The sequence below is a fragment of the Sinomonas mesophila genome (assembly GCF_001999765.1).
Lineage (GTDB): Bacteria > Actinomycetota > Actinomycetes > Actinomycetales > Micrococcaceae > Sinomonas > Sinomonas mesophila.
In genome coordinates, this window is the sequence record NZ_MTIC01000003.1 from 364,766 (window position 1) to 388,906 (window position 24,141).

The window sequence follows — 24,141 nt, forward strand, 5'->3', positions numbered from 1 at the left end:
CGTCAGCGTTTAACCCGCGCCCCCGCGTGGCCCCCCACCGCCCCCATTTCGCACTTTTCGACGAAAGGCCCCCGACATGTTCGAGTCCGTGCAAGGACTGCTGGACGAGCACGCAGACCTGCAGAAGCAGCTCAGCGACCCCGCTGTCTACCAGGACCAGGCGCTCGCGCGGAAGCTCGGCCGCCGCTCCGCTCAGCTCAACGGCATCGTCGAGGCCTACGGCCGCTGGAAGCAGCTCCGCGACGACCTCGACGCCGCGCGCGAGATGGCCAGCGAGGACCCGGACTTCGCGGACGAGGTGGTCCAGCTCGACGAGCAGCTGCCTGTTGCCCAGGAGAGGCTGCGCCGGCTCCTCATCCCGCGCGATCCCAACGACGCCCGCAACGTGATCCTCGAGGTCAAGGGCGGCGAGGGCGGCGACGAGGCGGCGCTGTTCGCGGCCGACCTGACCCGCATGTACACGCGGTACGCCGAGTCGAAGGGCTGGAAGACCGAGGTCCTGTCCTCGACAGAGTCCGACCTCGGCGGCTACAAGGACATCCAGATCGCGGTCAAGGGCTCCTCGAACGACCCGGCCGAGGGCGTCTTCGCGCACCTCAAGTTCGAGGGCGGCGTCCACCGCGTGCAGCGCGTCCCCGTGACCGAGTCGCAGGGCCGCATCCACACGTCCGCCGCGGGCGTGCTCGTCTTCCCCGAGGTCGATGAGCCGGAGGAGATCGAGATCAACGCCAACGACCTCAAGATCGACGTGTACCGCTCCTCGGGGCCGGGCGGGCAGAGCGTCAACACAACCGACTCCGCCGTGCGCATCACCCACCTGCCCACCGGGATCGTCGTGGCGATGCAGAACGAGAAGTCCCAGCTGCAGAACCGCGAGGCCGCGATGCGCGTGCTGCGCTCGCGCCTCCTCGCGCACCAGCAGGAGCAGATCGACGCCGAGAACGCCGAGCAGCGCAAGTCCCAGGTCCGCACGATGGACCGCTCGGAGCGCATCCGCACGTACAACTACCCCGAGAACCGGATCGCGGACCACCGCACGGGCTACAAGGCGTACAACCTCGACGCCGTCATGAACGGCGACCTCGGCCCCGTCATCCAGTCGTGCATCGACCTGGACGAGCAGGCGCGCCTCGACGCGATCGGCGAATGACCGAAATGACAGCAGCATGAGCGACGGTCGCGAGGGCGCCGGCACGGACCTCGGCGCTGCCCTGCGCTCCGCCGCGGCCATGCTCGCCGAGGCCGGCGTGCCGAGCCCCCGGGCCGACGCCGAGCAGCTCGCCGAGCACCTGCTCGGCTGCGGCCTCGGCCGGCTGCGCGCCCTCGCGATCACCGGCGCGCCGATCCCTGAGGGGTTCGGGGATGCCTTCTGGGAGCTCGTGGCCGAGCGGGCCCGCCGCATCCCCCTCCAGCACCTCACGGGCGTCGCGCACTTCCGCCACATCACGCTCGCCGTGGGACCGGGGGTCTTCGTGCCCCGGCCGGAGACGGAGGGCGTCGTGCAGCTTGTGCTCGACTGGCTCGCGGAGCGCTTCGGGCCCGCGCAGTCCCAGCAGGATGGGCGGCCCGCGCAGTCCCGGCGGCCTGTCGTCGTCGACCTCGGCACCGGCTCGGGCGCGATCGCGGCGTCGATCGCCCACGAGCACCCGGGCAGCGAGGTCCACGCGGTCGAGCTCTCCGAGCTCGCGCACGCCTGGGCACAGCGGAACCTCGCACCCTACGGCGTCGAGCTCGTGCTCGGCGACCTGCGCACGGCCCTCCCCGCGCTCGACGGGACGGTCGACGCCGTCGTGAGCAACCCGCCGTACATCCCCGCCGACATGGTCCCGCGCGATCCCGAGGCCGCCGAGCATGATCCGGACCTCGCCCTCTACGGCGGGGGACAGGACGGCCTCGAGATGCCGCTCGCCGCGGCGGCCACGGCAGCCAGGCTGCTGCGCCCCGGGGGGCTCTTCGTCATGGAGCACGCGGAGGTCCAGGGGGACCGCCTTGCCCGGCTCCTCGCACGCGACCCGGCCTGGACGTCCGTGGCCTCGCACGTCGACCTCAACGGGCTCGCGCGGGCCACGAGCGCCACCCGCGCAGCGGAAGAAGCCGTGGAAGAAGCCGTGAAAGAAGCCGCGAAAAAAGCCATGGAAGAATGAGGGCCGTGACGACCACGACCTACAACTGCACGGATCCGGAACAGCGTGCCGAGGGCCTCGCCCACGCCCAGCGCGCGATCGCCCAGAAGCAGTGCGTGGTGATGCCGACCGACACCGTCTACGGCATCGCGGCCGACGCGTTCTCCGCCCAGGCCGTCGCGACGCTCCTCGCGGCGAAGGGCCGCGGCCGCTCGATGCCGCCGCCCGTGCTCATCCCGCGCCTGCAGACCATGGACGGGCTCGCGACCGACGTCCCCGCCGCCGCGCGCGCCCTCGCGGAGAAGTTCTGGCCGGGGCCGCTCACGCTCATCGTGCACGCCCAGCCCTCGCTCACGTGGGACCTCGGCGAGACCCGGGGGACCGTCGCGCTGCGCATCCCCGACGACGAGCTCGCCCAGGCGCTCCTGACGGTCACGGGGCCGCTCGCCGTCTCGAGCGCCAACCGCACGGGCCATGCCGCGGCCCAGACCGGGGCGGAGGCGCGCGAGCAGCTTGCTGAGAGCGTCGAGGTGTACCTCGAGGACGGGTTCCGCCCCCGCAGCGCCGACCACTCGGAGGGAGCCGCGAGCGGCGTGCCCTCGACCATCGTGGACTGCACGGGCGAGCGCCTGCGGATCGTCCGCGAGGGCGCCCTGGGCCTGGCAGAGCTGCGCGATGTGGCGCCGGACCTCCTCGGCCATGGCGAGGAGCCGGAGCCTGCTAGCGAGGAGCCGGAGCCTGCTAGCGAGCCCGCGCCCGCGCCTGGGCAGCCTGACGCAGGACAGCAGCGGCCCGGGGCCTAGGCAGGGCGCCGGCCTCCTCGGCCCAGCCGGGAGCCTGTGACTGGCCGAACCACATGACCTCGGCGCGGCGCACAGCCCCGTGGAGCCGCCCGCCCGCGAGCCGCGAGAGCGCGTAGCCGGCGGCCACCGCGGCCCGGCACAGCGGCGCGGGCAGCCGCAGCGGCGCCCGCCCGCCCGCCGCCTCGAGCACGCCGCGCACCGTCATGCCCTCCCACGGCTGCAGCACGAGGAGCCGGTCCGGCCGCGCCTCGGCGACGTCGACGGCGAACTGCGCGAGCGCGGCGAGCGAGCTCACGGGCGACGGCGCGTCCCCGGCCCCCGCGACCGACGCGAGCGGCGAGGCGGCCACGCGGGCGAGCGACGCCGTCGTGCGCCTGCCCGCGCCCTGGACGCTCGTGGCGCGCAGGATGGTGAGCATGCCGTCCGGAAGCCGCGGCGCGAGCTGCCGCAGCGCCGCCTCGCCGAGGGCCTTCGAGCGCGAGTAGGGCGAGAAGGGGCTCGTCTCCCACGTCTCGTCGAGGACGGGGCGCTCGCCCTGGACCGCCGCGCTCGAGAGGTGCACGAGCCGCGCGGCGCCGGAGCGCGCGCACGCGAGGGCGAGGACGGCCGGCCAGAGGGCATTGGCGCCGTAGAGCGCGTCGTCCTCGGCAGCGTCGGGCGACGCGAGGCCCGCCGCGTTGATGACGAAGGCCCCCGGCGTGATGCCCGCGGACACGCGGGCGACGAGGTCCCCACGGGCGTCCGCGGCCTGGATCACTGCCTCCGGGGTGCGTGCGGAGGTAGCGACGCGCTCGGCGTGCGGCTCCGAGAACTGCAGGCGGCGTGTCCGCAGCTCGTTCGCAATCCCGGCCCCGACGAATCCTCCCGCACCGACCACGAACCAGTGCGGCTGCGCCTGCCGGGGGTGCTGCGTCTGCTCGGCCATGGCACCCATCGTAGGCGCGGCGGGACGTGCTGCTTCCCCACCGGGTCTGGGGCACCGCCTCGCAGCAGGTATCGTGAACGTGCCCAGCCCCCCGCGAAGAGGTCCTGACCCCAGCATGAGCCCTGCACCCCGCGTCGTCGCCGTCGTCGTGAGCTTCAACCGCCGCGAGCTCCTGGCCCGCACCCTCGCGGGGATCGCAGGCGGCGAGCTGCGGCCGGATGCGGTCGTCGTCGTCGACAACGCCTCGAGCGACGGCTCGGCGGACATGGTGCGCGGGCTGGGCCTCGGACTCGAGCTTGACCTTGTCGAGCTCGGCACGAACGTGGGCGGGGCGGGCGGCTTCACCGTCGGGATCGAGCGCGCCGTCCTCGACCACGCCGCGGACCTCGTGTGGGTCATGGACGACGACACCGAGCCCCAGCCCGGCACGCTCGCCGCCGCCGTGCGGGCCTGGACCGACTACGCGCCCGCCCCCGAGCAGCGCCCCACCGTCGTGGCGAGCCGCGTCCTGTGGACCGACGGCCGCGAGCACCCCATGAACACGATGGTCGAGTGGTTCGCGGCCACCCCGGCCCAGCGCCGCCGCGCCGCCGCCGTGGGCGCGATGCCGATCCGCAGCGCCTCCTACGTCTCGTGCCTGCTCTCGGCCGACGCCGTGCGCGAGCTCGGCCTGCCGATCGCCGACTACTTCCTCTGGGCCGACGACTTCGAGCACACGACCCGCCTCGCGCGCTTCAACGATGCGATCCAGGCGCCCGAGTCCGTCGTCGTGCACCACACGAAGAAGTTCGGCACGACCGACGTCGACCCCGGCCCGCGCTTCTACTACGAGGTGCGCAACCGCTTCTGGACCTACGGCCGGTCGCAGTCGCTCGCGCCGTGGGAGAGGCTCGCCTTCACCTACGCGACGGGGCGGATCTGGGTGCGCACGTTCGCGAACTCCTCCGACCGCGGCGTGCTCGTACGCTGCCTCGTGCGCGGGGCGCTCGACGGGCTGCGCGCGCCGCGGCCCAACGCCGAGGTGCTCGCGGGCGTCTACCCCCTGCGGCCCGTTCCGCAGGTGGCGCGGACCTCGTCCGACCGGGCGGAGGCACCCCTGCCGTTCTCGCTGCTCATGGCCGTGTACGACGGCGACACGCCCGAGCGCTTCCGCCGCGCCCTCGCCTCGAGCACGCGCGAGCAGGCCAGGCCCCCCGCCGAGGCGGTGATCGTGCGCGACGGGCCGGTCGGCGCCGAGCTGCAGGCCGCGCTCGACGACGCGGCCGCCATCGCCGGGCCTGGCACCTCCGTGCGGGTCCTCGAGCTCGCGGACAACGTGGGCCTCACCGCGGCCCTCGGCCTCGGCCTCGCCGAGTGCACGCACGCCGTCGTGGCCCGCGCGGACGCCGACGACGTCTCGCTCCCGCGGCGCTTCGCCGCCCAGCTGCCCGTCATCGAGGCCGGCGCGGACCTCGTGGGCAGCGCGATGGAGGAGATCGGCGACGACGAGGACACCGTCGTCGCCCACCGCGCCGTGCCGACTGCGCCGTCCGTCATCACCCGCACGGCCCACGCGCGCAACCCGTTCAACCACCCCACCGTCGTGTTCCGCCGCGCCGCCGTCGACGCTGTCGGCGGCTACCAGGAGGTGCCCGGCGCCGAGGACTGGTGGCTGTGGGCACGGATGATCGCCGCGGGCGCCGACGTGCGCAACCTCGCCGAGCCGCTCGTGCGCTACCGGGTCTCCGGGGGCGCCTACGAGCGCAGGGGAGGGCTGCGCGCGTTCCGCGGTGACCTCGTGGTCCAGGCCCAGCTCCGCGCGGGCGGGTTCGTGGGCCCCGGGCAGTGGCTGCGCAACGTCGCCGTCCGCGCGGTCTACCGATTCCTGCCGACCGCGGTGCGCGCCCGGCGCTACCGCCGGATGGTCGCCCCACGGTGACCAGCCGCCGTCGTGCGCCGGACGGGGGAGGCGCGCGAATCGGAGTATCTTGGTTCAGCATGCCGCCAGGCCGCGAGAGCGCGGCCTCCCGCTAGAGAGAGTCACTGAAACGCCCATGACCGAGCGCGCAACCACTCCGGAGGCCCCGAGGCCGGTGCTGTGGCGCTGGATCCAGTTCCTCCTCGACGCCGGCGCCTGGACCCTCGCGATCCTCATGGCCGTGGTCCTGCGCTACGAGCTCACGGAGCAGACGATGACGCCGAGCGGCGTCGCGGTCTTCAGCCTGCTCGCGATCGGCAGCCAGGCCCTCGTCGGCTTCAGCATGGCCCTGTACCAGGGCCGGCACAGCTTCGGCAGCTTCGAGGAGGCGCGGCTCCTCGTCGCCGTGACGCTCATCGTCGCCACGATCCTCGTCCTGCTCAGCACGTTCCTCGGCTTCACGCTCCAGATCCCGCGCAGCACGGGAGTCATCGCGTTCCCGTTCGCGGCCCTCTTCATGGCCGCGACGCGGTATGCGAAGCGCATGGTGGTCGAGAGCAAGGCCAAGCCCGGCGCGAACGCGCAGCAGGCCCTCGTCTACGGCGCCGGCTTCCTCGGGACCAACCTCGTCTCGCGCATGATGCAGGACCCGGCGTCGCCATACTTCCCGGCCGGCTTCGTCGACGACGACCCCGCGAAGAAGCACCTGCGGGTCTCCTCCGTCCAGGTCCTCGGCACGGGCGACGATCTGCCCGAGCTCGTCCGCCGCACCCACGCGACGGTCCTCATCCTCGCCTTCGCCGCCGCGGACGCGTCCTTCATCCGCGGGGTCTCGGACCACGTCGCGGGGCTCGGGGTCAAGGTCCTCGTCCTCCCGCCGCTCAAGGACATGCTCGGAGGCGGTTCCCACAGCGTCACCGACTTCCGCGAGGTCGCCGTCGAGGACCTCATCGGCCGCCGGCCCGTCGACATCACGGTCGAGGACATCGCCGGGTACATCACGGGCAAGCGCGTCCTCGTCACGGGCGCCGGCGGCTCGATCGGCTCCGAGCTGTGCCGCCAGATCCATCCCTTCGAGCCCGCCGAGCTCATCATGCTCGACCACGACGAGACGGCCCTCCAGCAGACCCAGATCTCGCTCACGGGCCGTGGCCTCCTTGCCGGCAGCGACACGGTGCTCGCGAGCATCCGCGACGGCGCGAACCTCGCGGCCGTCTTCGCCGAACGCCGTCCCGAGGTCGTCTTCCACGCCGCGGCCCTCAAGCACGCGCCGCTGCTCCAGCAGTACCCGGGCGAGGCGTGGAAGACCAACGTGCTCGGCACGCTCAACGTCCTGCGCGCGGCCGAGGCCGCCGGCGTCGAGGCCTTCGTGAACATCTCCACCGACAAGGCAGCCTCCCCCACGACCGTCCTCGGCCACTCCAAGCGCATGGCCGAGCGGCTCACCGCGTGGATGGCGGGGAGGACGGGGCGCAAGTACGTCTCGGTGCGCTTCGGCAACGTCATGGGCAGCCGTGGGTCCATGCTGCCGCTCTTCTCGGAGCAGATCCGCAACGGCGGGCCCGTGACTGTCACGCACCCCGAGGTCACGCGCTTCTTCATGACGATCCCCGAGGCCTGCCAGCTCGTGATCCAGGCCGGGGCCATCGGCACCGGGGGAGAGGTGCTCATCCTCGACATGGGCGAGCCCGTGCGGATCCTTGACGTCGCGCGGCGCATGATCGCGATGTCCGGGAGGGACATCGAGATCGTCTACACAGGCCTGCGGCCGGCGGAGAAGCTCCACGAGGACCTCGTCGATCCGGACGTCGCGGACGTGCGGCCCCTCCACCCGAAGATCTCGCACGCGGCCGCCTCCGGCATGCCGCCCGAGCAGCTCGACTACGAGCGCTGGCTCGCCGAGTGCGAGCGCTCGGAGGAGGCCATGTTCGAGGCCCAGGTGCAGGAGGAGACCGAGCTCTCGCACGAGAGCCTGCGCGGATCGGGCGCGGCATGAGCGCCCTGCCGGGCGACGCGCTCCTGGTCCTCCTCGCGGGGATCGTCGCCTTCGCCGTGAGCGCGGCGCTGCCCGTCGTCGCGCACCCGCTCCTCGCGCGCCTGGGGGTTGTGGACCTGCCGAGCGAGCGCTCCTCGCACACGCAGCCCACCGTCCGCGGCCTCGGCCTGACGATCGCGGCGGGGCTCGCGGCGGGCTGGGCCCTCGCCTTCGCCACGGGCGCCGCGGACGACGGCGTGTGGCTGGCCGTGTGCGTCGTCACCGGCTCCGCCGCGGCGGCCGCGGTGGGCTGGGCCGAGGACCTGCGCGGCCTGTCGATCGTGAGCCGGGCGGGCCTGCAGCTCGCGCTCGGCGCGGCGGGGACGCTCGCGCTCCTGCTCATCACGGGCAAGGGCCTCTGGTGGCTGCCCTTCGGCGCGCTCGCGGTTGCCGCGTACATCAACGTGGCCAATTTCATGGACGGGATCAACGGGATCTCGGGCCTCCACGCCGTCGCCGTGGGCGGGCTCTATGCCGCCGCGGGCGCCGTCGTGGGCCAGGCCTGGCTCGTGGCCGCGGGTGTCCTGCTCGCGGCCGCCTTCGCCGGCTTCCTGCCGTGGAACCTCGTGCGCGGCCGCATGTTTATGGGCGACGTCGGCAGCTACCTCCTCGGGGCGGGCATCGCCTTCGCGGCGGTCGCCGCCTTCCTCGCCGAGATCCGGCTCGAGTACGTCTTCTCGCCCGTCCTCGTGTACCTTGCGGACACGTTCACGACGCTCGTGCGGCGCATGGCCGCCGGGAAGCGGTGGTACGCCTCGCACCGCGAGCACGTGTACCAGAAGCTCACGGACGTCGGGTTGAGCCACGTCGCCGTCGCCGCGCTCGTCACCGCCGCGACGCTCCTTGTCGGGGCCGCCGGGTTCTACGCGGTGTCCGCGACGCCTGCGGGGACCGTCGCCGCCCAGACGGGTGCCGCCGTCGTCCTCGTGGCCTACCTAACGGCGCCGCGCTGGATCGGCGTGCTGCTGCGCGTGCGACGCAGGGCGTAGCACTGGGGGAGCGGGCGCGAACCGCAAGTTCTATGGCGTGTAGAATAGTGATGACCCTCCCACCGCGGGCCTCTTGACACGCAGGCCGCCGACGATCGGCATGACATGACCCGAATGACGCACCGACCGGGCCCCTCCGGCCCCCAGGGCGTCGTCGGCTCCCCATGGCTAGGCCTCGCGGCACGCTGCACGGGCGCCAGCGCGGCGGCCGCGGCGGTGCTCGCCGGCGTCGCCCTGGCCGCGGCAGGACCCCCCGCCGCCGGCAGCGTCGCCTTCGCGGCCAGCGTCGTCATCGCGTTCTTCGCGATCAGCCTCCTGGCCGGTCACGCGATCGGACGCCGGAACCCCTCCGGCGCGATCGGCGCGTTCGCGGTGGTCTACGTGCTCAAGATCGTCGGCTTCGCCGCGCTGCTGCTGTGGCTCGGCCGGCCCGGGTGGGTCGACGGCCCCTGGTTCGGTGCGTCCGGCATCGTCACGGTGGTGGTGTGGCAGGTGGTGGAGGTCCTCTCCTTCAGCCGGCTGCGCCTGCTGATCTTCGGTGACTCCGACGGCTCTTCCGAGGAGGGACCCCGTGGCTGACCCGGACCCGCGTGCCAGCGGCCGCGAGAACGAGCCCGAAAACGGCCCGGAGAACGGCCCCGACGGCGACGGCGGCTACAACGCCGGCATGGCTGTCTTCAGCTACGTCATCGGCGGGATCGTTGTCTGGAGTTTGATAGGGTGGGGGCTGGACAATCTCCTGAAAACCCGCTGGCTCGTGCTCGCTGGCGCCCTTGTGGGGATTGCCGGCGGCATCTACCTGACCATCAAGCACGGGCTCTTCTCGCAGCGTCGCACGGATCCCCACGGGAGCACCGACGGCCGGGATGCGAGGGGCGAGGACCGCGACTGATGGAGCACCCGAAAATTTCACATGTGGGGGTCGAAGCCACTCGCCCCAGCATCTGCCCGACGATGGACACTGCAGAGAGGAATTGCGTTGACCCCGCTCGCGCTTCCGGCCGCTGACGGCGGCACCTTCACCCCGCCCACCCTCGAGGACATGCACCTCCCGGCCATCTTCCCGTGGGGCGAGGGCGAGGGCTTCTCGAAGCAGATGCTGCTCGTGCTCCTCTCCGTCGTCTTCATCGCCTGGTTCTTCATCGCCGCGTCGCGCAAGGGCCAGCTCGTCCCGGGCAAGCTGCAGTTCCTCGGCGAGAGCGCGTACGGCTTCGTGCGCAACTCGATCGGCAAGGACATCATCGGCGGCAGGGACTTCATGAAGTTCGTCCCGCTCCTGTTCGCGCTCTTCTTCTTCATCCTCGTGAACAACATCTACGGCGCGATCCCGTTCTTCCAGCTGCCGACGATGTCCCACGTGGGCGGCGCGTACTTCCTCGCGGGCTTCGTATACATCACCTGGATCGGCGTCGGCCTGCGCAAGTACGGCCCGCGCTTCATCAAGCTCACGATCGTCCCGAGCGGCGTGCCGTGGTTCATCCTCCCGATCGTCGTCCCGATCGAGATCATCTCGAACTTCATCGTCCGCCCGATGACGCACAGCCTCCGTCTCTTCGCGACCATGCTGGCCGGCCACCTCGTCGTCGCCCTCGCCGGCTCCGGCATCGCGTTCCTCATCGCCCAGGAGAACGTCCTCCTCCAGGGCACGTCGCTCCTCGTGCTGGTCGGCGCCACCGCCATGTACGGGCTCGAGGCGCTGATCATGGTCCTGCAGGCCTACGTCTTCACGCTGCTGACCGCGATCTACATCCAGGGCGCGCTTCACGCCGACGCCCACTGAGACTTCCCCCTCACCGGGGGATGAACCGAACCCAACACTGCCCGCGCGGGCAACCTGAAAGGAAAACAATGGAAGGCAACCTCAACCTCGTCGGCTACGGTCTCTCCGCTATCGGTGGTGCCATCGGCGTGGGTCTCGTCTTCGCTGCCTACATCAACGGTGTGGCCCGTCAGCCGGAGGCCCAGCGTGTGCTCCAGCCGATCGCGTTCCTTGGCCTCGCGCTGACCGAGGCGCTCGCGATCCTCGGTCTCGTGTTCGCCTTCGTGCTCTGATCCAGCACCAGGCAGACACGGAGCCAGTACCGAGTAGATAGGAGGGGTGGAGCACATGAACCAGCTGATTGTCCGCGCCGCCACCGAGGGCGCCGCGAGCCCGCTCATGCCGAACTGGTGGGAGGTGCTCGTCACCGCCATCGGCTTCGCCGTGCTGCTCTTCATCGTCGTCAAGTTCGTCGTCCCGGCGTTCGAGAAGACGTTCGCTGAGCGTGCCGAGGCCATTGAGGGCGGCATCGCCAAGGCCGAGAAGGCCCAGGCGGAGGCCTCCGCGGCCCTCGAGGAGTACAAGAAGCAGCTCACGGACGCCCGCACCGAGGCCAACCGCATCCGCGAGGAGGCCCGCGCCGAGGGCTCCCAGATCCTTGCCGAGCTCAAGGAGAAGGCCGCGGCCGAGTACGACCGCATCACCGAGCAGGCCCACGCGCAGATCGAGGCCGAGCGCCAGCAGGCGGTCGCGTCGCTCCGCGCCGAGGTCGGCACGCTGGCCACGACGCTGGCCGGCCGCATCGTCGGCGAGTCCCTGGACGACGACGAGCGCGCCTCCCGCGTGGTGGACCGCTTCCTCGACGAGCTGGAGACCCAGAACGCAGGTGCAGCGAAGTAATGGCAGGAGTATCGAGCGAATCGCTGGCCGCAGCGCTTGCGGACCTGGAGACCACGCTGCCCACGGCCTCGCTGTCGCTGGCGCGCGAGCTGTTCGGCGTCCTCGGCATCCTTGACAGCTCCGCGGGCCTGCGCCGGGCGCTGACCGATCCGTCCCGCGAGGGCGCGGAGAAGTCGGCCCTCGTGCGCAGCCTCCTGGAGGGCAAGGTGTCCGCCGACGCCGTCGAGATCACGGCCAGGCTGGCCGCCTCGCGGTGGGCTGACGCCCGCGACATCAGCGATGCACTCGAGACCCTCGCCTCGACCGTGGCGATCGCCGTGGCGGAGCAGGGCATCGGCGCCTCGAACGGGCTCAGCGGTCTGGAACGCCTCCAGAACGACCTGTTCGCGTTCAACCGCGTGGTCGAGGGCAACCACGAACTCCAGGCTGCCCTGACCGAGCCGCAGGCATCGACGGATGCCAAGCGCTCCCTCGCGCTCCGGGTCGCCCCGGAGGCGTCCGAGGAGGCGAAGCTCCTCATCGGCCAGGCGGCCGCGGCCCCGCGCGGGGCCAAGCCAACGGCGCTCGTCGAGAAGTTTGCCGCGCTCGCCGCGGGTCGCCAGAAGCGCTGGATCGCCGAGGTCGCCGTCGCGCGCCCGCTCAACGGCGGCCAGGCCGAGCGTCTTCAGTCCGGGCTCAATCGCCTCTACGGGCGCGAGCTCAAGATGAACACGACCGTGGACCCGCGGTTGATCGGCGGGCTCCGCGTGACGGTCGGCGATGAGGTGCTCGATGCCTCGACCGTGGCACGGCTCGGCGAGCTGCGCCGCCAGCTGGCCACGCACGCCCGCTGAGGCAGCACACTTCGTAGTAGACAATCCGGTCATCGCAGACAGATCCGCTCCGATGACCATGACACTCAAGAGAGCAGGGACTGCAAGATGGCCGAATTGACCATCAATGCCGACGACGTCCGCAATGCGCTGAATGACTTCGCGGCTTCCTACGAGCCCGGTACGGCTGAGCGCGTCGAGGTCGGCCGTGTGACCACCGCCGGTGACGGCATCGCCCGTGTCGAGGGCCTCCCCTCGGTCATGGCGAACGAGCTCCTCCGCTTCGAGGACGGCACGCTGGGCCTGGCCCAGAACCTCGACGTCCGCGAGATCGGCGTCATCATCCTCGGCGACTTCACCGGCATCGAGGAGGGCCAGGAGGTGCACCGCACCGGCCAGATCCTCTCGGTCCCGGTGGGCGATGCCTTCCTCGGCCGCGTCGTGGACCCGCTGGGCCAGCCGATCGACGACCTCGGCCCGATCGCCGCGGAGTCCTCCCGCGCGCTCGAGCTCCAGGCCCCCGGCGTGACCCAGCGCAAGTCGGTCCACGAGCCGATGCAGACCGGCCTCAAGGCCATCGACGCGATGATCCCGATCGGCCGCGGCCAGCGCCAGCTCATCATCGGCGACCGTCAGACGGGCAAGACCGCCATCGCCGTCGACACGATCATCAACCAGAAGGCCAACTGGGCCTCGGGCGACGTCACGAAGCAGGTCCGCTGCGTCTACGTCGCGATCGGCCAGAAGGCCTCCACGATCGCGGCCGTGCGCCAGACCCTCGAGGACCGCGGCGCCCTCGAGTACACGACGATCGTCGCCTCCCCGGCGTCCGACCCGGCCGGCTTCAAGTACCTCGCGCCGTACGCGGGCTCCGCGATCGGCCAGCACTGGATGTACGGCGGCAAGCACGTCCTGATCATCTTCGACGACCTGTCCAAGCAGGCCGAGGCGTACCGCGCCGTGTCGCTCCTCCTCCGCCGCCCGCCGGGCCGCGAGGCGTACCCGGGCGACGTGTTCTACCTGCACTCCCGCCTGCTCGAGCGCTGCGCGAAGCTCTCCGACGAGCTCGGCGCGGGCTCGATGACCGGCCTGCCGATCATCGAGACCAAGGCGAACGACGTCTCGGCCTACATCCCGACGAACGTCATCTCGATCACCGATGGCCAGATCTTCCTCCAGTCGGACCTGTTCAACGCGAACCAGCGTCCCGCGGTCGACGTCGGCATCTCGGTGTCCCGCGTCGGCGGCGCCGCCCAGGTCAAGTCCATGAAGAAGGTCTCGGGCACGCTCAAGCTCGACCTCGCCCAGTACCGCGACATGCAGGCGTTCGCGATGTTCGCATCGGACCTCGATGCGGCCTCCCGCCAGCAGCTCACCCGCGGCGCGCGTCTCATGGAGCTGCTCAAGCAGGGCCAGTACACGCCGTTCCCGGTCGAGGAGCAGGTTGTGTCCATCTGGGCCGGCACGAACGGCCACCTGGACGACGTCCCGGTCGAGGACGTGCGCCGCTTCGAGGGCGACTTCCACGACTACCTCAAGCGCAAGACCTCGGTCCTGACGACGCTCGCCCAGACCAACGTGCTGGACGACGACACCGTCGAGGCCCTCAAGTCCGCCGTGGCGGACTTCAAGAAGGGCTTCTTCGGGGAGGGCGACAGCCGCCTGGTCGGCGCCGGCCACGAGGAGCACGATGCTCTGGCCGAGGGCGACGTCACCCAGGAAAAGATCGTCAAGCAGAAGCGCTGATTCCCTGCTGCTGAGCGGATGGGCCGGGGCGAACGGCCCCGGCCCGTCCGTCAAGCGAGGGTGAGGAAAGGACAAGAATGGGAGCCCAGATCCGGGTCTACCGCCAGAAGATCGCCTCGACGACGTCGATGCGCAAGATGTTCAAGGCGATGGAGCTGATTGCCACCTCCCGCATCGGCAAGGCGCGCGCCCGCGTGGCCGCCTCCCTGCCGTACGCGAATGCCATTACTCGCGCCGTTTCTGCTGTCTCCTCTTCGTCCGAGATCGACCACCCGCTGACCACCGAGCCCACTCAGGTGCGTCGTGCGGCGGTGCTGGTCCTCACGGCAGACCGGGGCCAGGCCGGCGCCTACTCGGCCAGCATCCTCAAGCAGACCGAGTCGCTCACCGAGCTGCTGCGCGGAGACGGCAAGGAGGTGGCCACCTACTTGGTCGGCCGCAAGGGCCAGGCCTACTTCGACTTCCGTGGCCGCGAGTACGCGCGGGTGTGGACCGGTGGCACCGACAACCCCGAGTTCGCCACGGCCCGGGAGATCAGCGAGGTCCTCCTCGAGGCCTTCGCGACCCGGTACGAGGACGGTGGGGTCGACGAGATCCACGTCGTCTACACGCAGTTCAAGTCGATGGTGGTGCAGGAGCCGACCGTCGTCCGCCTGCTTCCCCTCGAGGTCGTCGAGGAGAACGCTGCGGAGGCGAAGGAGCTCCTTCCGCTGTACGAGTTCGAGCCGGAGCCCGAGCAGGTGCTCGACGCGCTCCTGCCGCGCTACATCGAGTCGCGGATCTTCGCGGCGATGCTGCAGTCGGCGGCCAGCGAGCTGGCGTCGCGCCAGCGGGCGATGAAGAACGCGGGCGACAACGCGACGGACCTGATCAAGAAGTACACGCGACTGCGCAACACCGCCCGCCAGGCGGAGATCACGCAGGAGCTGACCGAGATCATCGCCGGCGCCGATGCCCTCAACGCCTGAGCCGACGGTTCGCAGGCACCACTGAATAGACTGATTCCACGCCATCTACCAAGAAGTGAGAAAGATGACTGCCACTGCCTCTGAAGCGGTTGCGACCGCCGGCGCGACGGGCCGGATTGCCCGCGTGATCGGTCCGGTTGTCGACGTCGAGTTCCCGGCCGACGCGATCCCGGACATCTACAACGCCCTCACCACCGAGATCACCCTCGGCGGCACGACCCGGACCATCACGTTCGAGACGGCCCAGCACCTCGGCGACAACCTCGTCCGCGCCATCTCGCTGCAGGCCACGGACGGCCTCGTCCGCGGCACCAAGGTGGTCGACCTGGGCTCCCCGATCTCCGTCCCCGTCGGCGACGGCGTCAAGGGCCACATCTTCAACGTCCTCGGCAAGCCGCTCGACGTCGACGAGTCCGAGATCCAGGCCTCGGACCACTGGCCGATCCACCGCAAGGCCCCGTCCTTCGCGCAGCTCGAGGGCTCGACCGAGATGCTCGAGACCGGCATCAAGGTCATCGACCTCCTCACCCCGTACATCAAGGGTGGGAAGATCGGCCTCTTCGGCGGCGCCGGCGTCGGCAAGACCGTCCTCATCCAGGAGATGATCACCCGCGTTGCCCGCAACTTCGGCGGCACCTCGGTGTTCGCCGGCGTCGGCGAGCGCACGCGTGAGGGCAACGACCTCTGGGTCGAGATGGACGAGGCCGGCGTGCTCAAGGACACGGCGCTCGTGTTCGGCCAGATGGACGAGCCGCCGGGAACGCGCCTTCGCGTCGCGCTCACGGCTCTGACGATGGCGGAGTACTTCCGCGACGTGCAGAACCAGGACGTGCTGCTCTTCATCGACAACATCTTCCGCTTCACGCAGGCGGGCTCCGAGGTCTCCACGCTGCTCGGCCGCATGCCGTCCGCCGTGGGCTACCAGCCGAACCTCGCCGACGAGATGGGCATCCTCCAGGAGCGCATCACCTCGACGCGTGGCCACTCGATCACCTCGATGCAGGCCATCTACGTCCCCGCGGACGACTACACCGACCCGGCCCCGGCCACGACGTTCGCGCACCTCGACGCGACGACCGAGCTCTCGCGTGAGATCGCCTCGCGTGGCCTGTACCCGGCCGTGGACCCGCTGACCTCGACGTCACGCATCCTCGACCCGCAGTACATCGGCCAGGACCACTATGACACGGCCGTGCGCGTCAAGCAGATCCTCCAGAAGAACAAGGAGCTGCAGGACATCATCGCGATCCTCGGTGTCGACGAGCTCTCCGAAGAGGACAAGATCGTCGTGGCCCGCGCCCGCCGCATCCAGCAGTTCCTCTCGCAGAACACCTACACCGCGAAGCAGTTCACGGGTGTCGAGGGTTCGACCGTCTCCATCAAGGACACGATCGAGGGCTTCAAGTCCATCTGCGACGGCGAGCTGGACCACGTGGCCGAGCAGGCCTTCTTCAACGTGGGCGGCCTCGACGACGTCGAGCGCAACTGGGCCAAGATCCAGGAGCAGACCAAGTAGATGGCTGAGCTCGAGGTCGAGATCGTCGCGGCGGACCACTTCGTGTGGTCCGGCCCGGCGAAGATGGTCAAGGCCCGCACGGCGGACGGCGAGGTCGGGATCCTTCCCGGCCACACGCCGCTGCTGGCAATCCTGCATGCGGGCGAGATTGCGATCGAGCCGGTCACCGGCTCGCGGATCACGGCCACGGTCGACGCTGGCTTCTTCTCCGTCGACAGCAACCGTGTCGTGATCGTCGCCGACAACGCGAAGATCGGCGAGTCGGCCGCGGGGATCCGTTAGCCAGACCTCGATGGACGAATCCGCCATTCCGTTCATCGTTCTGGCAGCGGTCTTCCTGCTCCTTGCAGCGATGCTCTGTGTCCTCGGGGTGCGCCGCGCCGTCCTGCGGCGCACCCTGGGGACGGTGGACGCCTCCATCTCCATGGCCTCCGGGCCGTGGCGGATGGGGGTTTGCCGCTATCAGGACGCCGAACTGGAATGGTTCCACCTGCTCTCGCTCAGTCCCGTGGCCAAGCACCGCTTCACCCGCAGCTCCCTCGAGCTGCTCGGGCGGCGCGCCCCCACAGAGGATGAGCGGGCCAAGGTCCAGTCCGACGTCGTGATCGTCGACCTCCGCTACTTCGACGAGAGCGTCCGCTTCGCAATGGACTTCAACGCCTACGCGGGCCTCGCCGCCTGGCTCGAGGCCGGGCCCGTCGTGGGCGTCGGCCACTGGCGCTGAGCCGCGACGCGATGGACGCCGTGCTCGAGCTGCGCGTGGTGGACGGCCCCGTCGCGGTGGCCTGCTGGGCCCTCGCCGCAGCCGGCGTCGCCTACCTCGCCTGGAGCCTCGTCTCCCGCCGCCCGCGCGTACGCGGCGCGGCCCTCCTCGCAGGTGCGGCCCTCGCCGCCCCCGCCCTCACGCTCCTCGTCCACCGATTCCTCGTGGACATCGCGAGCGTCTTCCCCTCGGACCTGCCGCCCGAGGTCCTGTTCTTCACGGGCCTCGGCCTCTTCGGCGTGCTCCTCGCCGCCGCGTGCCTCGTGCGCTGGGGCCGCTCGGCGCGCTCGTGGGGCCGCCGGACCCTTGCCGTGGCGTCCGCACTCGCCGTCGCCCTCCTGGCCGCGCAGCAGATCAACGCCTACTTCGGCCTCAACCTCACGGTCGGAGACCTGACAGGCTCGAGCCTGAGCCGGATCGAGGCCCTCGAACCGGCCCTCGAGCGCGGGGGAGCCTCGAGCGTGCCGCTGACCGGCTGGACCGCCCCGGAGGAGCTCCCGCCCACGGGCGAGCTGCGGCGCGTGCGGCTTCCCAACGCGGCCTCGGGATTCGCCGCCCGCGAGGCCTTCGTCTACCTCCCCCCGGCGTATTCCGCCGCCGTCCGCCCTGAGCTGCCGGTCCTCGTCCTCATGGCGGGGCAGCCCGGCGGGCCGGCCGACTGGCTCACCGGCGGTCAGCTGCGCGGCCGCATGGACCGCTTCGCCCGTGAGCACGGCGGCGTGGCGCCGGTCGTCGTCGTCGCGGACCCGATCGGGAACCCCTCGGCCAACACGCTCTGCATGGACACGAAGCTGGGCCGGGCCGAGACGTACCTCCTCGACGACGTCGTGCCGTGGGTCAAGGAGCACCTGAGCGTCGCGACGGACGCGCGCGCGTGGGCGGCCGGCGGCTTCTCCTTCGGCGCGACGTGCTCCGTCCAGCTCCTCGCGAAGCACCCCGAGGCGTTCGGCTCGGCCCTCGCCTTCGCGGCCGAGAAGGAGCCGGCGCTCGCGAAGGAGCGGTCGAAGACGATCCAGGGGGCGTTCGACGGCGACACGGCCGCCTTCGAGGATCAGCTCCCCTCACATTTCTTCGCCCAGGGCGGCCATGAGGGCCAGTTCCTGTTCCTCGCCGCGGGCGGCCGAGACCCGGACTTCGTCTCGCAGGCGCAGGTCATCGCTGGCCAGGCCAGGGGCGGCGGGGCCGACGTGCACGAGGAGGTCGTGCCCGGCGAGGGCCATTCGTGGGAGATGATCGGCAAGGCCATGCCCGTCGGGCTCGAGCGGCTCGCCGAGCGCTGGGGCCTGCCGTGAGCCTCCGGGGCACCGCAGGGGCGGCGGCCGTGGCCGCGGCGCGCAGCGTCCGCAAGGTCCCCCTCACCGTCTCGCTCATCGCGGCGCTCTGGGTGGTCGGACTCGCGACCGGGAGCATCCTCGCTGGCCCGCCCGAGGACGTCCTCGCGGTCGTCGGGGGCGACATCGGCTCGCTGCGCTCGGGCCAGTGGTGGGGCGCCGTCACGTCGATCTTCTTCGTCACGAACCCGCTCGCCTACGCCGCCGCGACTGTGGTCCTCGCCGTCCTCGTCCCCGTCGCCGAGACGGCCTATGGAGCGCTCCGGGCCGCCGCACTCTTCGTGGGGGGCCACGTCGCCTCGATCACCGTGTTCTTCGCCGTCACGCAGCTCGCACGGCTCGGCGGCGACGGGTGGCTCGGGTCGATGGTCGAGGACCCCGTGCTCGGCCCCTACCCCGCGGCCCTGTTCGCGGCCATGGCGGCGAGCCCAGCCCTCGGCGTCCTCTGGCGGCGCCGGCTGCGCGCTGCCGTCCTCGGGATCGCGGGCATGCTCACCCTCTACGTGGGGCACTCGGAGACTGTCCTCGGACTCACCGGGGCGCTCCTCGGGCTCGTGGCCTGCTGGTGGTCCGCGGCGGCCCATCCCGAGCCGCACGTCGTCCTCCCGAGCGTGCGCGAGCGGCGCAACCTCCTGGCCCTGCTCGTGACGCTCGCCGCCGTCGGCCCGGTCCTGACGGCCCTCTCGCGCAGCCCCTCGGGGCCGCTCGCACTCGTGCGGGACATCGTCCTGAACCCCCTGCCCGCGCTCACCCAGCTCCAGGAGGACTGCCGGGGCGCCGTCGACGCCGCGTGCCTCCAGGCGGCCCAGCCGAATGCCCTCTCGCCGGTCGGCTACGCGACGGCGCTCGTGCCCATGCTCATCCTGCTCGTGTGCGCGGAGGGCCTGCGGCGCGGGCGCTCCGTGGCCCTGCGCGTCGCCGTCGCGGTCCAGCTTGCGATCGGCGCCCTTGCGGTCGGCTACCTCGCGCTCTTCCTCCGGATCCCCTTCACGCCGCGCACTCCGCGCCTCGGCATCGTGACGTCGGGGTTCGTGCACCTCCTGCCGATCGCGCTCACGGCCGTCGCCCTCGGAGCCGTCCTCTGGCTCGGCCGCGACCTGTTCCGCGTCGAGACAGCCCGCGGCCTGCGCCGCCGGCTCGAGATCGTGGGGGCCGGCCTCGGCCTCGCCCTCGTGCTCTCGTACGCCCTCCTGTGGTGGCAGGGCGGCGGGGCCGGGCGGCGGGACGGCATCTGGGGCCTCGCCGCGGAGCTGGTCCGGCAGTACCTCCCGGCGCCGATCCCGAGCAGCTACGCGGCGGCGTTCCGCGGCCGCGGCGACGCCGAGCTGTGGCTGTTCACGCACAGCGGGCTCATCCTGTGGGCCGCGGCGCTCGTCATCGTCGCCTTCGCCGTCCTGCGCGGGCGGCAGACCCTCGGGACGCGCGACGACAGCCTCGAGCTCGCCCGCTCGCTCGCCCGCAAGGGCGGGGGCTCGCTGTCCTGGATGACGCTGTGGCCGCCCAACAGCTTCTGGTTCGACTCGCACGCGACGGCGGGGCTCGCCTTCCAGCAGCACGGCGCCGTCGCACTCTCCGTCGCGGGGCCGATCGGGGCGCCGGGACGCGGGCCGACCGCGGTCACCGAGTTCATCGCCCACTGCGCCGAGCACGCCCTCATCCCCTGCTTCTACTCGGTCACGGATGAGCTCTGGCCGACCCTCCGCGCGAAGGGCTTCAGGAGGGTCGAGGTGGCCCAGGAGACGCGGCTGTCCGTGCGCGAGCTCGAGTTCGTGGGCAAGGAGTGGCAGAACGTGCGCACCGCCGTCAACCGTGCCCGCAAGCTCGGGGTGCGCGCCGTCTGGACGCGTTACCACGAGCTCGCTCCGTCCCAGCGCGCCCAGCTGAGCGTCCTGTCGGAGGAGTGGTCCGCACAGAAGGCCCTGCCGGACATGGGGTTCACGCTCGGCGGCCTCGACGAGCTCGATGACCCCGACGTCAGGCTGTGCCTCGCGCTCGACGACGAGGAGCGGCTCCACGGGGTCACGAGCTGGCTGCCGGTCTTCGAGCACGAGCGGATCGTCGGCTGGACCCTGGACTTCATGCGCCGCGGCCCCGACGGCTTCCCGGGCGTCATGGAGTTCCTCATCTCCTCGGCCGTCACGGAGCTGCGCTCCTCGGTCGAGTGGATCTCGCTCTCGGGCTCGCCGCTCGCGGCGGACCCGACGGGGGAGCGGGCCGCGGTCGACCGCGGCGACGAGCTGCTCTCGAGGATCCTCGACGCCGTCGGCCGCGTCCTCGAGCCCGTCTACGGCTTCCGCTCGCTCGCCAAGTTCAAGTCGCGGTTCCAGCCCGAGTACCACGCGCTCTACATGTACTACCAGGACCCACTCCAGCTGCCCGCGATCGGGCAGGCGCTCGCGGCCGCCTACCTTCCCGGGCTCACGATGAGGCACCGCATGCGGCTCCTGCGCAGCCTCGTGGGCTGAGCGGCGAAAGTTTATTTACAGCTCACGTTAATAATGTGTCGCGGGCGTTGCGCACGAGACGACGATGGGCCCCGGATTTCTCCGGGGCCCATCGCTGCGCTGTCGAGACGCAGTGGCGTCGATCAGAGGGCGGTGACGCCCGTGGCCTGCGGGCCCTTGGCGCCCTGGCCGATCTCGAATTCGACGCGCTGGTTCTCCTCGAGCGTGCGGAAGCCGTTCGACTTGATTTCCGAGTAGTGGACGAAGACGTCAGCCTCAGCGTCGTCCGGGGTGATGAAGCCGAAGCCCTTCTCAGCGTTGAACCACTTGACGGTTCCCTGTGCCATGACCTTGCGTTCTCCTGTGGAATTGCAACGGGACACCGGCGCTTTCTGCGCCGGTCGAGTTACTCCGCGGGAGGACCCGGTCTAGCCGGGAACTCCACGCTCGCAACGGTCTTGCGAGCATGCATTGCATGGAAAAACACTGCTACCTACATCAAGACTGGTCCTAGCCAATCACGATGTCAGAACGCCGGTCAACGGCATTGACATGTTTTCCGCAGACATTTGGAGAATTTCCGGTAACGGCACGTAAAACGCCCGTCCCCTCGCCAGGGGGCAGTGTCGTTCAGGCGATGCCTACACGCCGCGGGAGGCGCCCAGGAGTCTGCCGGCGCGCACGACGGCGAGCGGCCGCAGCTGGGCGTCGGCGGCCACGAGGTCGGCGCGGAGCCCCCTGCGCAGGCTGCCGATCTCGTCCGAGCGGCCGAGCACGGCCGCGGGCACGGCCGTGGCCGCGACGACGGCCTCCTCGAGCGGGACACCCATCGCAGCTGTCTGGGCGACGACCTCGATGAGGGTCGCGGTGCCGCCCGCGATCGAGCCCGTTGCGTCGAGGGTCGCGACCCCGTCATCGACGGTCACGGCGGAGGGGCCGAGCGTGTAGTGCCCGTCGCCGAGCCCTGCGGCGGCCATCGAGTCCGTCACGAGGGCGATGTTGGCCGCCCCGACGAGCTCGAACACGGTGCGCACCGTCGCCGCGTCGAGGTGGACGCCGTCGGCCACGAGCTCGACGACGGCGCCTCCCCGCGACGCCGCGCGCAGGCAGGCGGCGACGGGCCCGGGGGCGCGGTGGTGCAGGCTGGGCATCCCATTGAAGAGGTGCGTGACGGTCGGAATGCCCTCGGCGCCGTCGAACCCCGCGGCCGCGAGGCCGTCCCGGGCCTGCTCGAGGGACGCCGCGGCGGTCGCGTCGTCGCAGTCCGTGTGACCGAGCGAGGGCGTGACGCCGTGTGCCGTGAGCAGGTCCACGAGGGCCGCGGCCCGGGGGAGCTCGGGGGCGTAGGTCATGGTGACGAGTCGGCCGTCCGAGGCCTCGATGAGCTCGGCGGCGAGGTCGACGTCAGGGGCGAGGAGGAAGTCGGGATTCTGGGCGCCGCAGCGCGCGTGCGAGAGGAACGGGCCCTCCAGGTGGATCCCCGCGACGAGGCCCTCGGCGTCGAGGCGCGAGAAGAGGCCGATGCCGGAGAGCAGCGCCTCGCGCGGCGCCGTGACGAGGCTCGCGAGCAGCGTCGTCGTGCCCCGCCCGTGCAGGAACGCGAGGGCCCGCCTCGCCTCGTCCTCATCGGCGTTCGGGAAGTCGACGCCCGCGGCGCCGTGGCAGTGCAGGTCGACGAGCCCCGGCATCAGGACCGCGTCCGCCGGGAGGTCCAGCTCGGTCCCGCCGAACTCGGCGCCGAATTCGGCATCAAACTCAGTGCTGGGGCCCGCGAAGACGATCCGGTCGTCCTCGGTGGCGACGACGCCGCCGTCGATCGCCATCCCGTCGCTCACGATGCGCCCGCGCGCGACGAGGCGGACCAGGGCGCCGGCTTCGGGGGGCGGGGGCGTGGCAGAGGTCATAGCACGATCTTAGGGGAGTGCCCTTGCGGCGCCGGTCCTACCGGCGTTGGAGCACGGTGGCAGAAGGCGCCGACGCTCAGAAGAGGCGGGACTCGACGTCATCCACGCCGCGCATCGCGTCGTAGTCGAGCGTCACGCAGTCGATCCCGCGGTCCTGGGCGAGCACGCGGGCCTGGGGCTTGATCTGCTGGGCCGCGAAGATGCCTCGCACGGGGGCGAGCAGCGGGTCGCGGTTGAGCAGGTCGAGGTAGCGCGTGAGCTGCTCGACGCCGTCGATGTCGCCGCGGCGCTTGAGCTCGACGGCGACGGTGGCGCCCGCGGCGTCGCGGGCGAGGATATCGACCGGCCCGATCGCCGTGAAGTACTCCCGGCGGATGAGCGTGAAACCGGGGCCGAGCGTCTCGATCTGCTCGGCCAGGAGCCGCTGGAGGTCGGACTCGACACCGTCCTTGATGAGGCCCGGGTCGATCCCGAGCTCGTGGCTCGAGTCGTGCAGGTGCTCGTGGATGTTCACGATGAGGCGGTCGTCCGTCTTGGCCGACTGGACCGACCACTGCTCGACGACGCCCGTCTCGAGCTCGGCCTCCTCGGGCGTGCTCACGCGCAGGGTCGCGGGCGGGCTCATCCAGTTGAGCGGCTTGTACGAGCCGCCATCCGAGTGCACGAGGACCGAGCCGTCCGCCTTGACTACGAGCAGCCGGGTCGCGAGCGGGAGGTGGGCCTTGAGCCGGCCGACGTAGTCCACGGAGCACCGGGCAATGACGAGTCGCACCCGAGCACTCTACCGGAGCCGCCGTGGCCCGCCCGGGCGGCGGCCCGGAACGTCGCCGGGGAAGGGCACAGTCCTGGGGCACGGCACAATGGTGACCATGCCCCGCTCCAACCGTCCCCGCCGCCGTCCGTCGCCGCCCCGCACCGCGCGGGAGGCAGTGGACCGAAGCGAGGACCGCGAAGACTTCGACCCCGAGCGCGTGCTTGCCGGCTTCGCGCGGCTCGAGTCCGCGCCCGACGGCGAGTGGCGGGTCCGCCGGGTCACGACGCGCAGCGCGGCCAAGGACTACACGTGCCCGGGCTGCTCGCGCACGATCCCGCCCGGTACGGCGCACCTCGTGGTCTGGGCCGACGACCACCTCTTCGGCGAGGCCGCAGGGATCGCCGAGCGCAGGCACTGGCACACGCACTGCTGGCGCACCCGCAAGTACAGGTTCCGGTGAATCGCTAGGCTG

At 71.4% G+C, this 24,141-nt stretch carries 24 protein-coding genes; 20 read left to right on the forward strand and 4 right to left on the reverse strand.

What is annotated here, in order from left to right:
- Positions 1-76: 76 nt before the first annotated feature.
- From prfA to BV907_RS13000, 3 genes are read left to right on the forward strand one after another with little or no spacing between them, the layout of a single operon-like run.
- Positions 77-1,150: a peptide chain release factor 1 gene (prfA, locus tag BV907_RS12990; RefSeq protein WP_077490131.1), complete on the forward strand. Its 1,074-nt coding sequence runs from the start codon at positions 77-79 to the stop codon at positions 1,148-1,150.
- Positions 1,151-1,166: 16 nt separating this feature from the next.
- Positions 1,167-2,144, forward strand: a complete 978-nt coding sequence (prmC, locus tag BV907_RS12995; protein WP_077490132.1) for a peptide chain release factor N(5)-glutamine methyltransferase — start codon at positions 1,167-1,169, stop codon at positions 2,142-2,144.
- Between the two features lie 5 nt (positions 2,145-2,149).
- The gene (locus tag BV907_RS13000) at positions 2,150-2,926 is read left to right on the forward strand and encodes an L-threonylcarbamoyladenylate synthase (protein WP_425441635.1); all 777 of its coding nucleotides are present in this window, start codon (positions 2,150-2,152) and stop codon (positions 2,924-2,926) included.
- Here BV907_RS13000 and BV907_RS13005 read toward each other — a convergent pair.
- Positions 2,865-3,851, reverse strand: a complete 987-nt coding sequence (locus tag BV907_RS13005; RefSeq protein WP_077490134.1) for an NAD-dependent epimerase/dehydratase family protein — start codon at positions 3,849-3,851, stop codon at positions 2,865-2,867. The genes BV907_RS13000 and BV907_RS13005 overlap by 62 nt on opposite strands.
- Positions 3,852-3,966: 115 nt before the next feature.
- On the opposite strand from BV907_RS13005, the gene BV907_RS13010 reads away from it, so the two are divergent.
- The 16 genes from BV907_RS13010 to BV907_RS13085 all read left to right on the forward strand — a co-directional run bounded on the left by BV907_RS13010 (position 3,967) and on the right by BV907_RS13085 (position 21,032).
- Entirely contained in the window at positions 3,967-5,769 is a 1,803-nt protein-coding gene (locus BV907_RS13010) for a glycosyltransferase (protein ID WP_077490135.1), read from the forward strand.
- Positions 5,770-5,884: 115 nt separating this feature from the next.
- A complete protein-coding gene (locus BV907_RS13015) occupies positions 5,885-7,744 on the forward strand; it encodes a polysaccharide biosynthesis protein (protein WP_077490136.1) in 1,860 nt (619 codons plus the stop codon).
- Positions 7,741-8,772 carry an MraY family glycosyltransferase gene (locus BV907_RS13020; RefSeq protein WP_077490137.1) on the forward strand — a complete coding sequence of 344 codons (1,032 nt, stop codon included), beginning with the start codon at positions 7,741-7,743 and terminating at the stop codon, positions 8,770-8,772. Before BV907_RS13015 ends, BV907_RS13020 begins: the two co-directional genes overlap by 4 nt.
- A 114-nt stretch (positions 8,773-8,886) precedes the next feature.
- Complete coding sequence (locus BV907_RS13025; protein WP_077490138.1) at positions 8,887-9,351, forward strand: hypothetical protein; 465 nt, start codon at positions 8,887-8,889, stop codon at positions 9,349-9,351.
- Positions 9,344-9,664 carry an AtpZ/AtpI family protein gene (locus BV907_RS13030; RefSeq protein WP_077490139.1) on the forward strand — a complete coding sequence of 107 codons (321 nt, stop codon included), beginning with the start codon at positions 9,344-9,346 and terminating at the stop codon, positions 9,662-9,664. Before BV907_RS13025 ends, BV907_RS13030 begins: the two co-directional genes overlap by 8 nt.
- Before the next feature lie 87 nt (positions 9,665-9,751).
- Positions 9,752-10,552 (forward strand): F0F1 ATP synthase subunit A, encoded by an 801-nt coding sequence (gene atpB, locus BV907_RS13035; protein WP_139346760.1) that lies wholly within the window; start codon positions 9,752-9,754, stop codon positions 10,550-10,552.
- A gap of 68 nt (positions 10,553-10,620) precedes the next feature.
- On the forward strand, positions 10,621-10,824 hold the full coding sequence (atpE, locus tag BV907_RS13040) for an ATP synthase F0 subunit C (protein WP_005268527.1): 204 nt from the start codon (positions 10,621-10,623) through the stop codon (positions 10,822-10,824).
- A gap of 55 nt (positions 10,825-10,879) precedes the next feature.
- Complete coding sequence (locus BV907_RS13045; protein ID WP_077490243.1) at positions 10,880-11,431, forward strand: F0F1 ATP synthase subunit B; 552 nt, start codon at positions 10,880-10,882, stop codon at positions 11,429-11,431.
- Positions 11,431-12,264: a F0F1 ATP synthase subunit delta gene (locus BV907_RS13050; RefSeq protein ID WP_077490140.1), complete on the forward strand. Its 834-nt coding sequence runs from the start codon at positions 11,431-11,433 to the stop codon at positions 12,262-12,264. Before BV907_RS13045 ends, BV907_RS13050 begins: the two co-directional genes overlap by 1 nt.
- Before the next feature lie 87 nt (positions 12,265-12,351).
- Positions 12,352-13,989, forward strand: a complete 1,638-nt coding sequence (gene atpA / locus BV907_RS13055; RefSeq protein WP_077490141.1) for a F0F1 ATP synthase subunit alpha — start codon at positions 12,352-12,354, stop codon at positions 13,987-13,989.
- 77 nt (positions 13,990-14,066) lie between these two features.
- Positions 14,067-14,957 carry a F0F1 ATP synthase subunit gamma gene (locus BV907_RS13060; protein WP_077490142.1) on the forward strand — a complete coding sequence of 297 codons (891 nt, stop codon included), beginning with the start codon at positions 14,067-14,069 and terminating at the stop codon, positions 14,955-14,957.
- 64 nt (positions 14,958-15,021) lie between these two features.
- Positions 15,022-16,473, forward strand: coding sequence for a F0F1 ATP synthase subunit beta (atpD, locus tag BV907_RS13065; protein ID WP_077490143.1), 1,452 nt, complete (start codon positions 15,022-15,024; stop codon positions 16,471-16,473).
- Positions 16,474-16,755 (forward strand): F0F1 ATP synthase subunit epsilon, encoded by a 282-nt coding sequence (locus BV907_RS13070; protein WP_077490144.1) that lies wholly within the window; start codon positions 16,474-16,476, stop codon positions 16,753-16,755.
- Positions 16,756-16,765: 10 nt separating this feature from the next.
- A complete protein-coding gene (locus BV907_RS13075) occupies positions 16,766-17,197 on the forward strand; it encodes a DUF2550 domain-containing protein (protein ID WP_077490145.1) in 432 nt (143 codons plus the stop codon).
- Positions 17,198-17,208: 11 nt separating this feature from the next.
- On the forward strand, positions 17,209-18,528 hold the full coding sequence (locus tag BV907_RS13080; RefSeq protein WP_077490245.1) for an alpha/beta hydrolase: 1,320 nt from the start codon (positions 17,209-17,211) through the stop codon (positions 18,526-18,528).
- Positions 18,525-21,032 (forward strand): bifunctional lysylphosphatidylglycerol flippase/synthetase MprF, encoded by a 2,508-nt coding sequence (locus BV907_RS13085; RefSeq protein ID WP_245827954.1) that lies wholly within the window; start codon positions 18,525-18,527, stop codon positions 21,030-21,032. The genes BV907_RS13080 and BV907_RS13085 overlap by 4 nt, the downstream gene beginning before the upstream one ends.
- Before the next feature lie 122 nt (positions 21,033-21,154).
- Here BV907_RS13085 and BV907_RS13090 read toward each other — a convergent pair whose 3' ends face one another.
- From BV907_RS13090 to nucS, 3 genes are all read right to left on the reverse strand, one after another.
- Entirely contained in the window at positions 21,155-21,358 is a 204-nt protein-coding gene (locus tag BV907_RS13090) for a cold-shock protein (RefSeq protein ID WP_077490146.1), read from the reverse strand.
- A 294-nt stretch (positions 21,359-21,652) separates the two neighbouring features.
- Entirely contained in the window at positions 21,653-22,915 is a 1,263-nt protein-coding gene (locus tag BV907_RS13095; RefSeq protein WP_077490147.1) for an N-acetylglucosamine-6-phosphate deacetylase, read from the reverse strand.
- Positions 22,916-22,991: 76 nt separating this feature from the next.
- Positions 22,992-23,687 (reverse strand): endonuclease NucS, encoded by a 696-nt coding sequence (gene nucS, locus BV907_RS13100; RefSeq protein ID WP_077490148.1) that lies wholly within the window; start codon positions 23,685-23,687, stop codon positions 22,992-22,994.
- A 97-nt stretch (positions 23,688-23,784) separates the two neighbouring features.
- Between nucS and BV907_RS13105 the strand changes: the two genes are divergently transcribed.
- Positions 23,785-24,129, forward strand: a complete 345-nt coding sequence (locus BV907_RS13105) for an ATP/GTP-binding protein (protein WP_077490246.1) — start codon at positions 23,785-23,787, stop codon at positions 24,127-24,129.
- Positions 24,130-24,141: the final 12 nt, after the last annotated feature.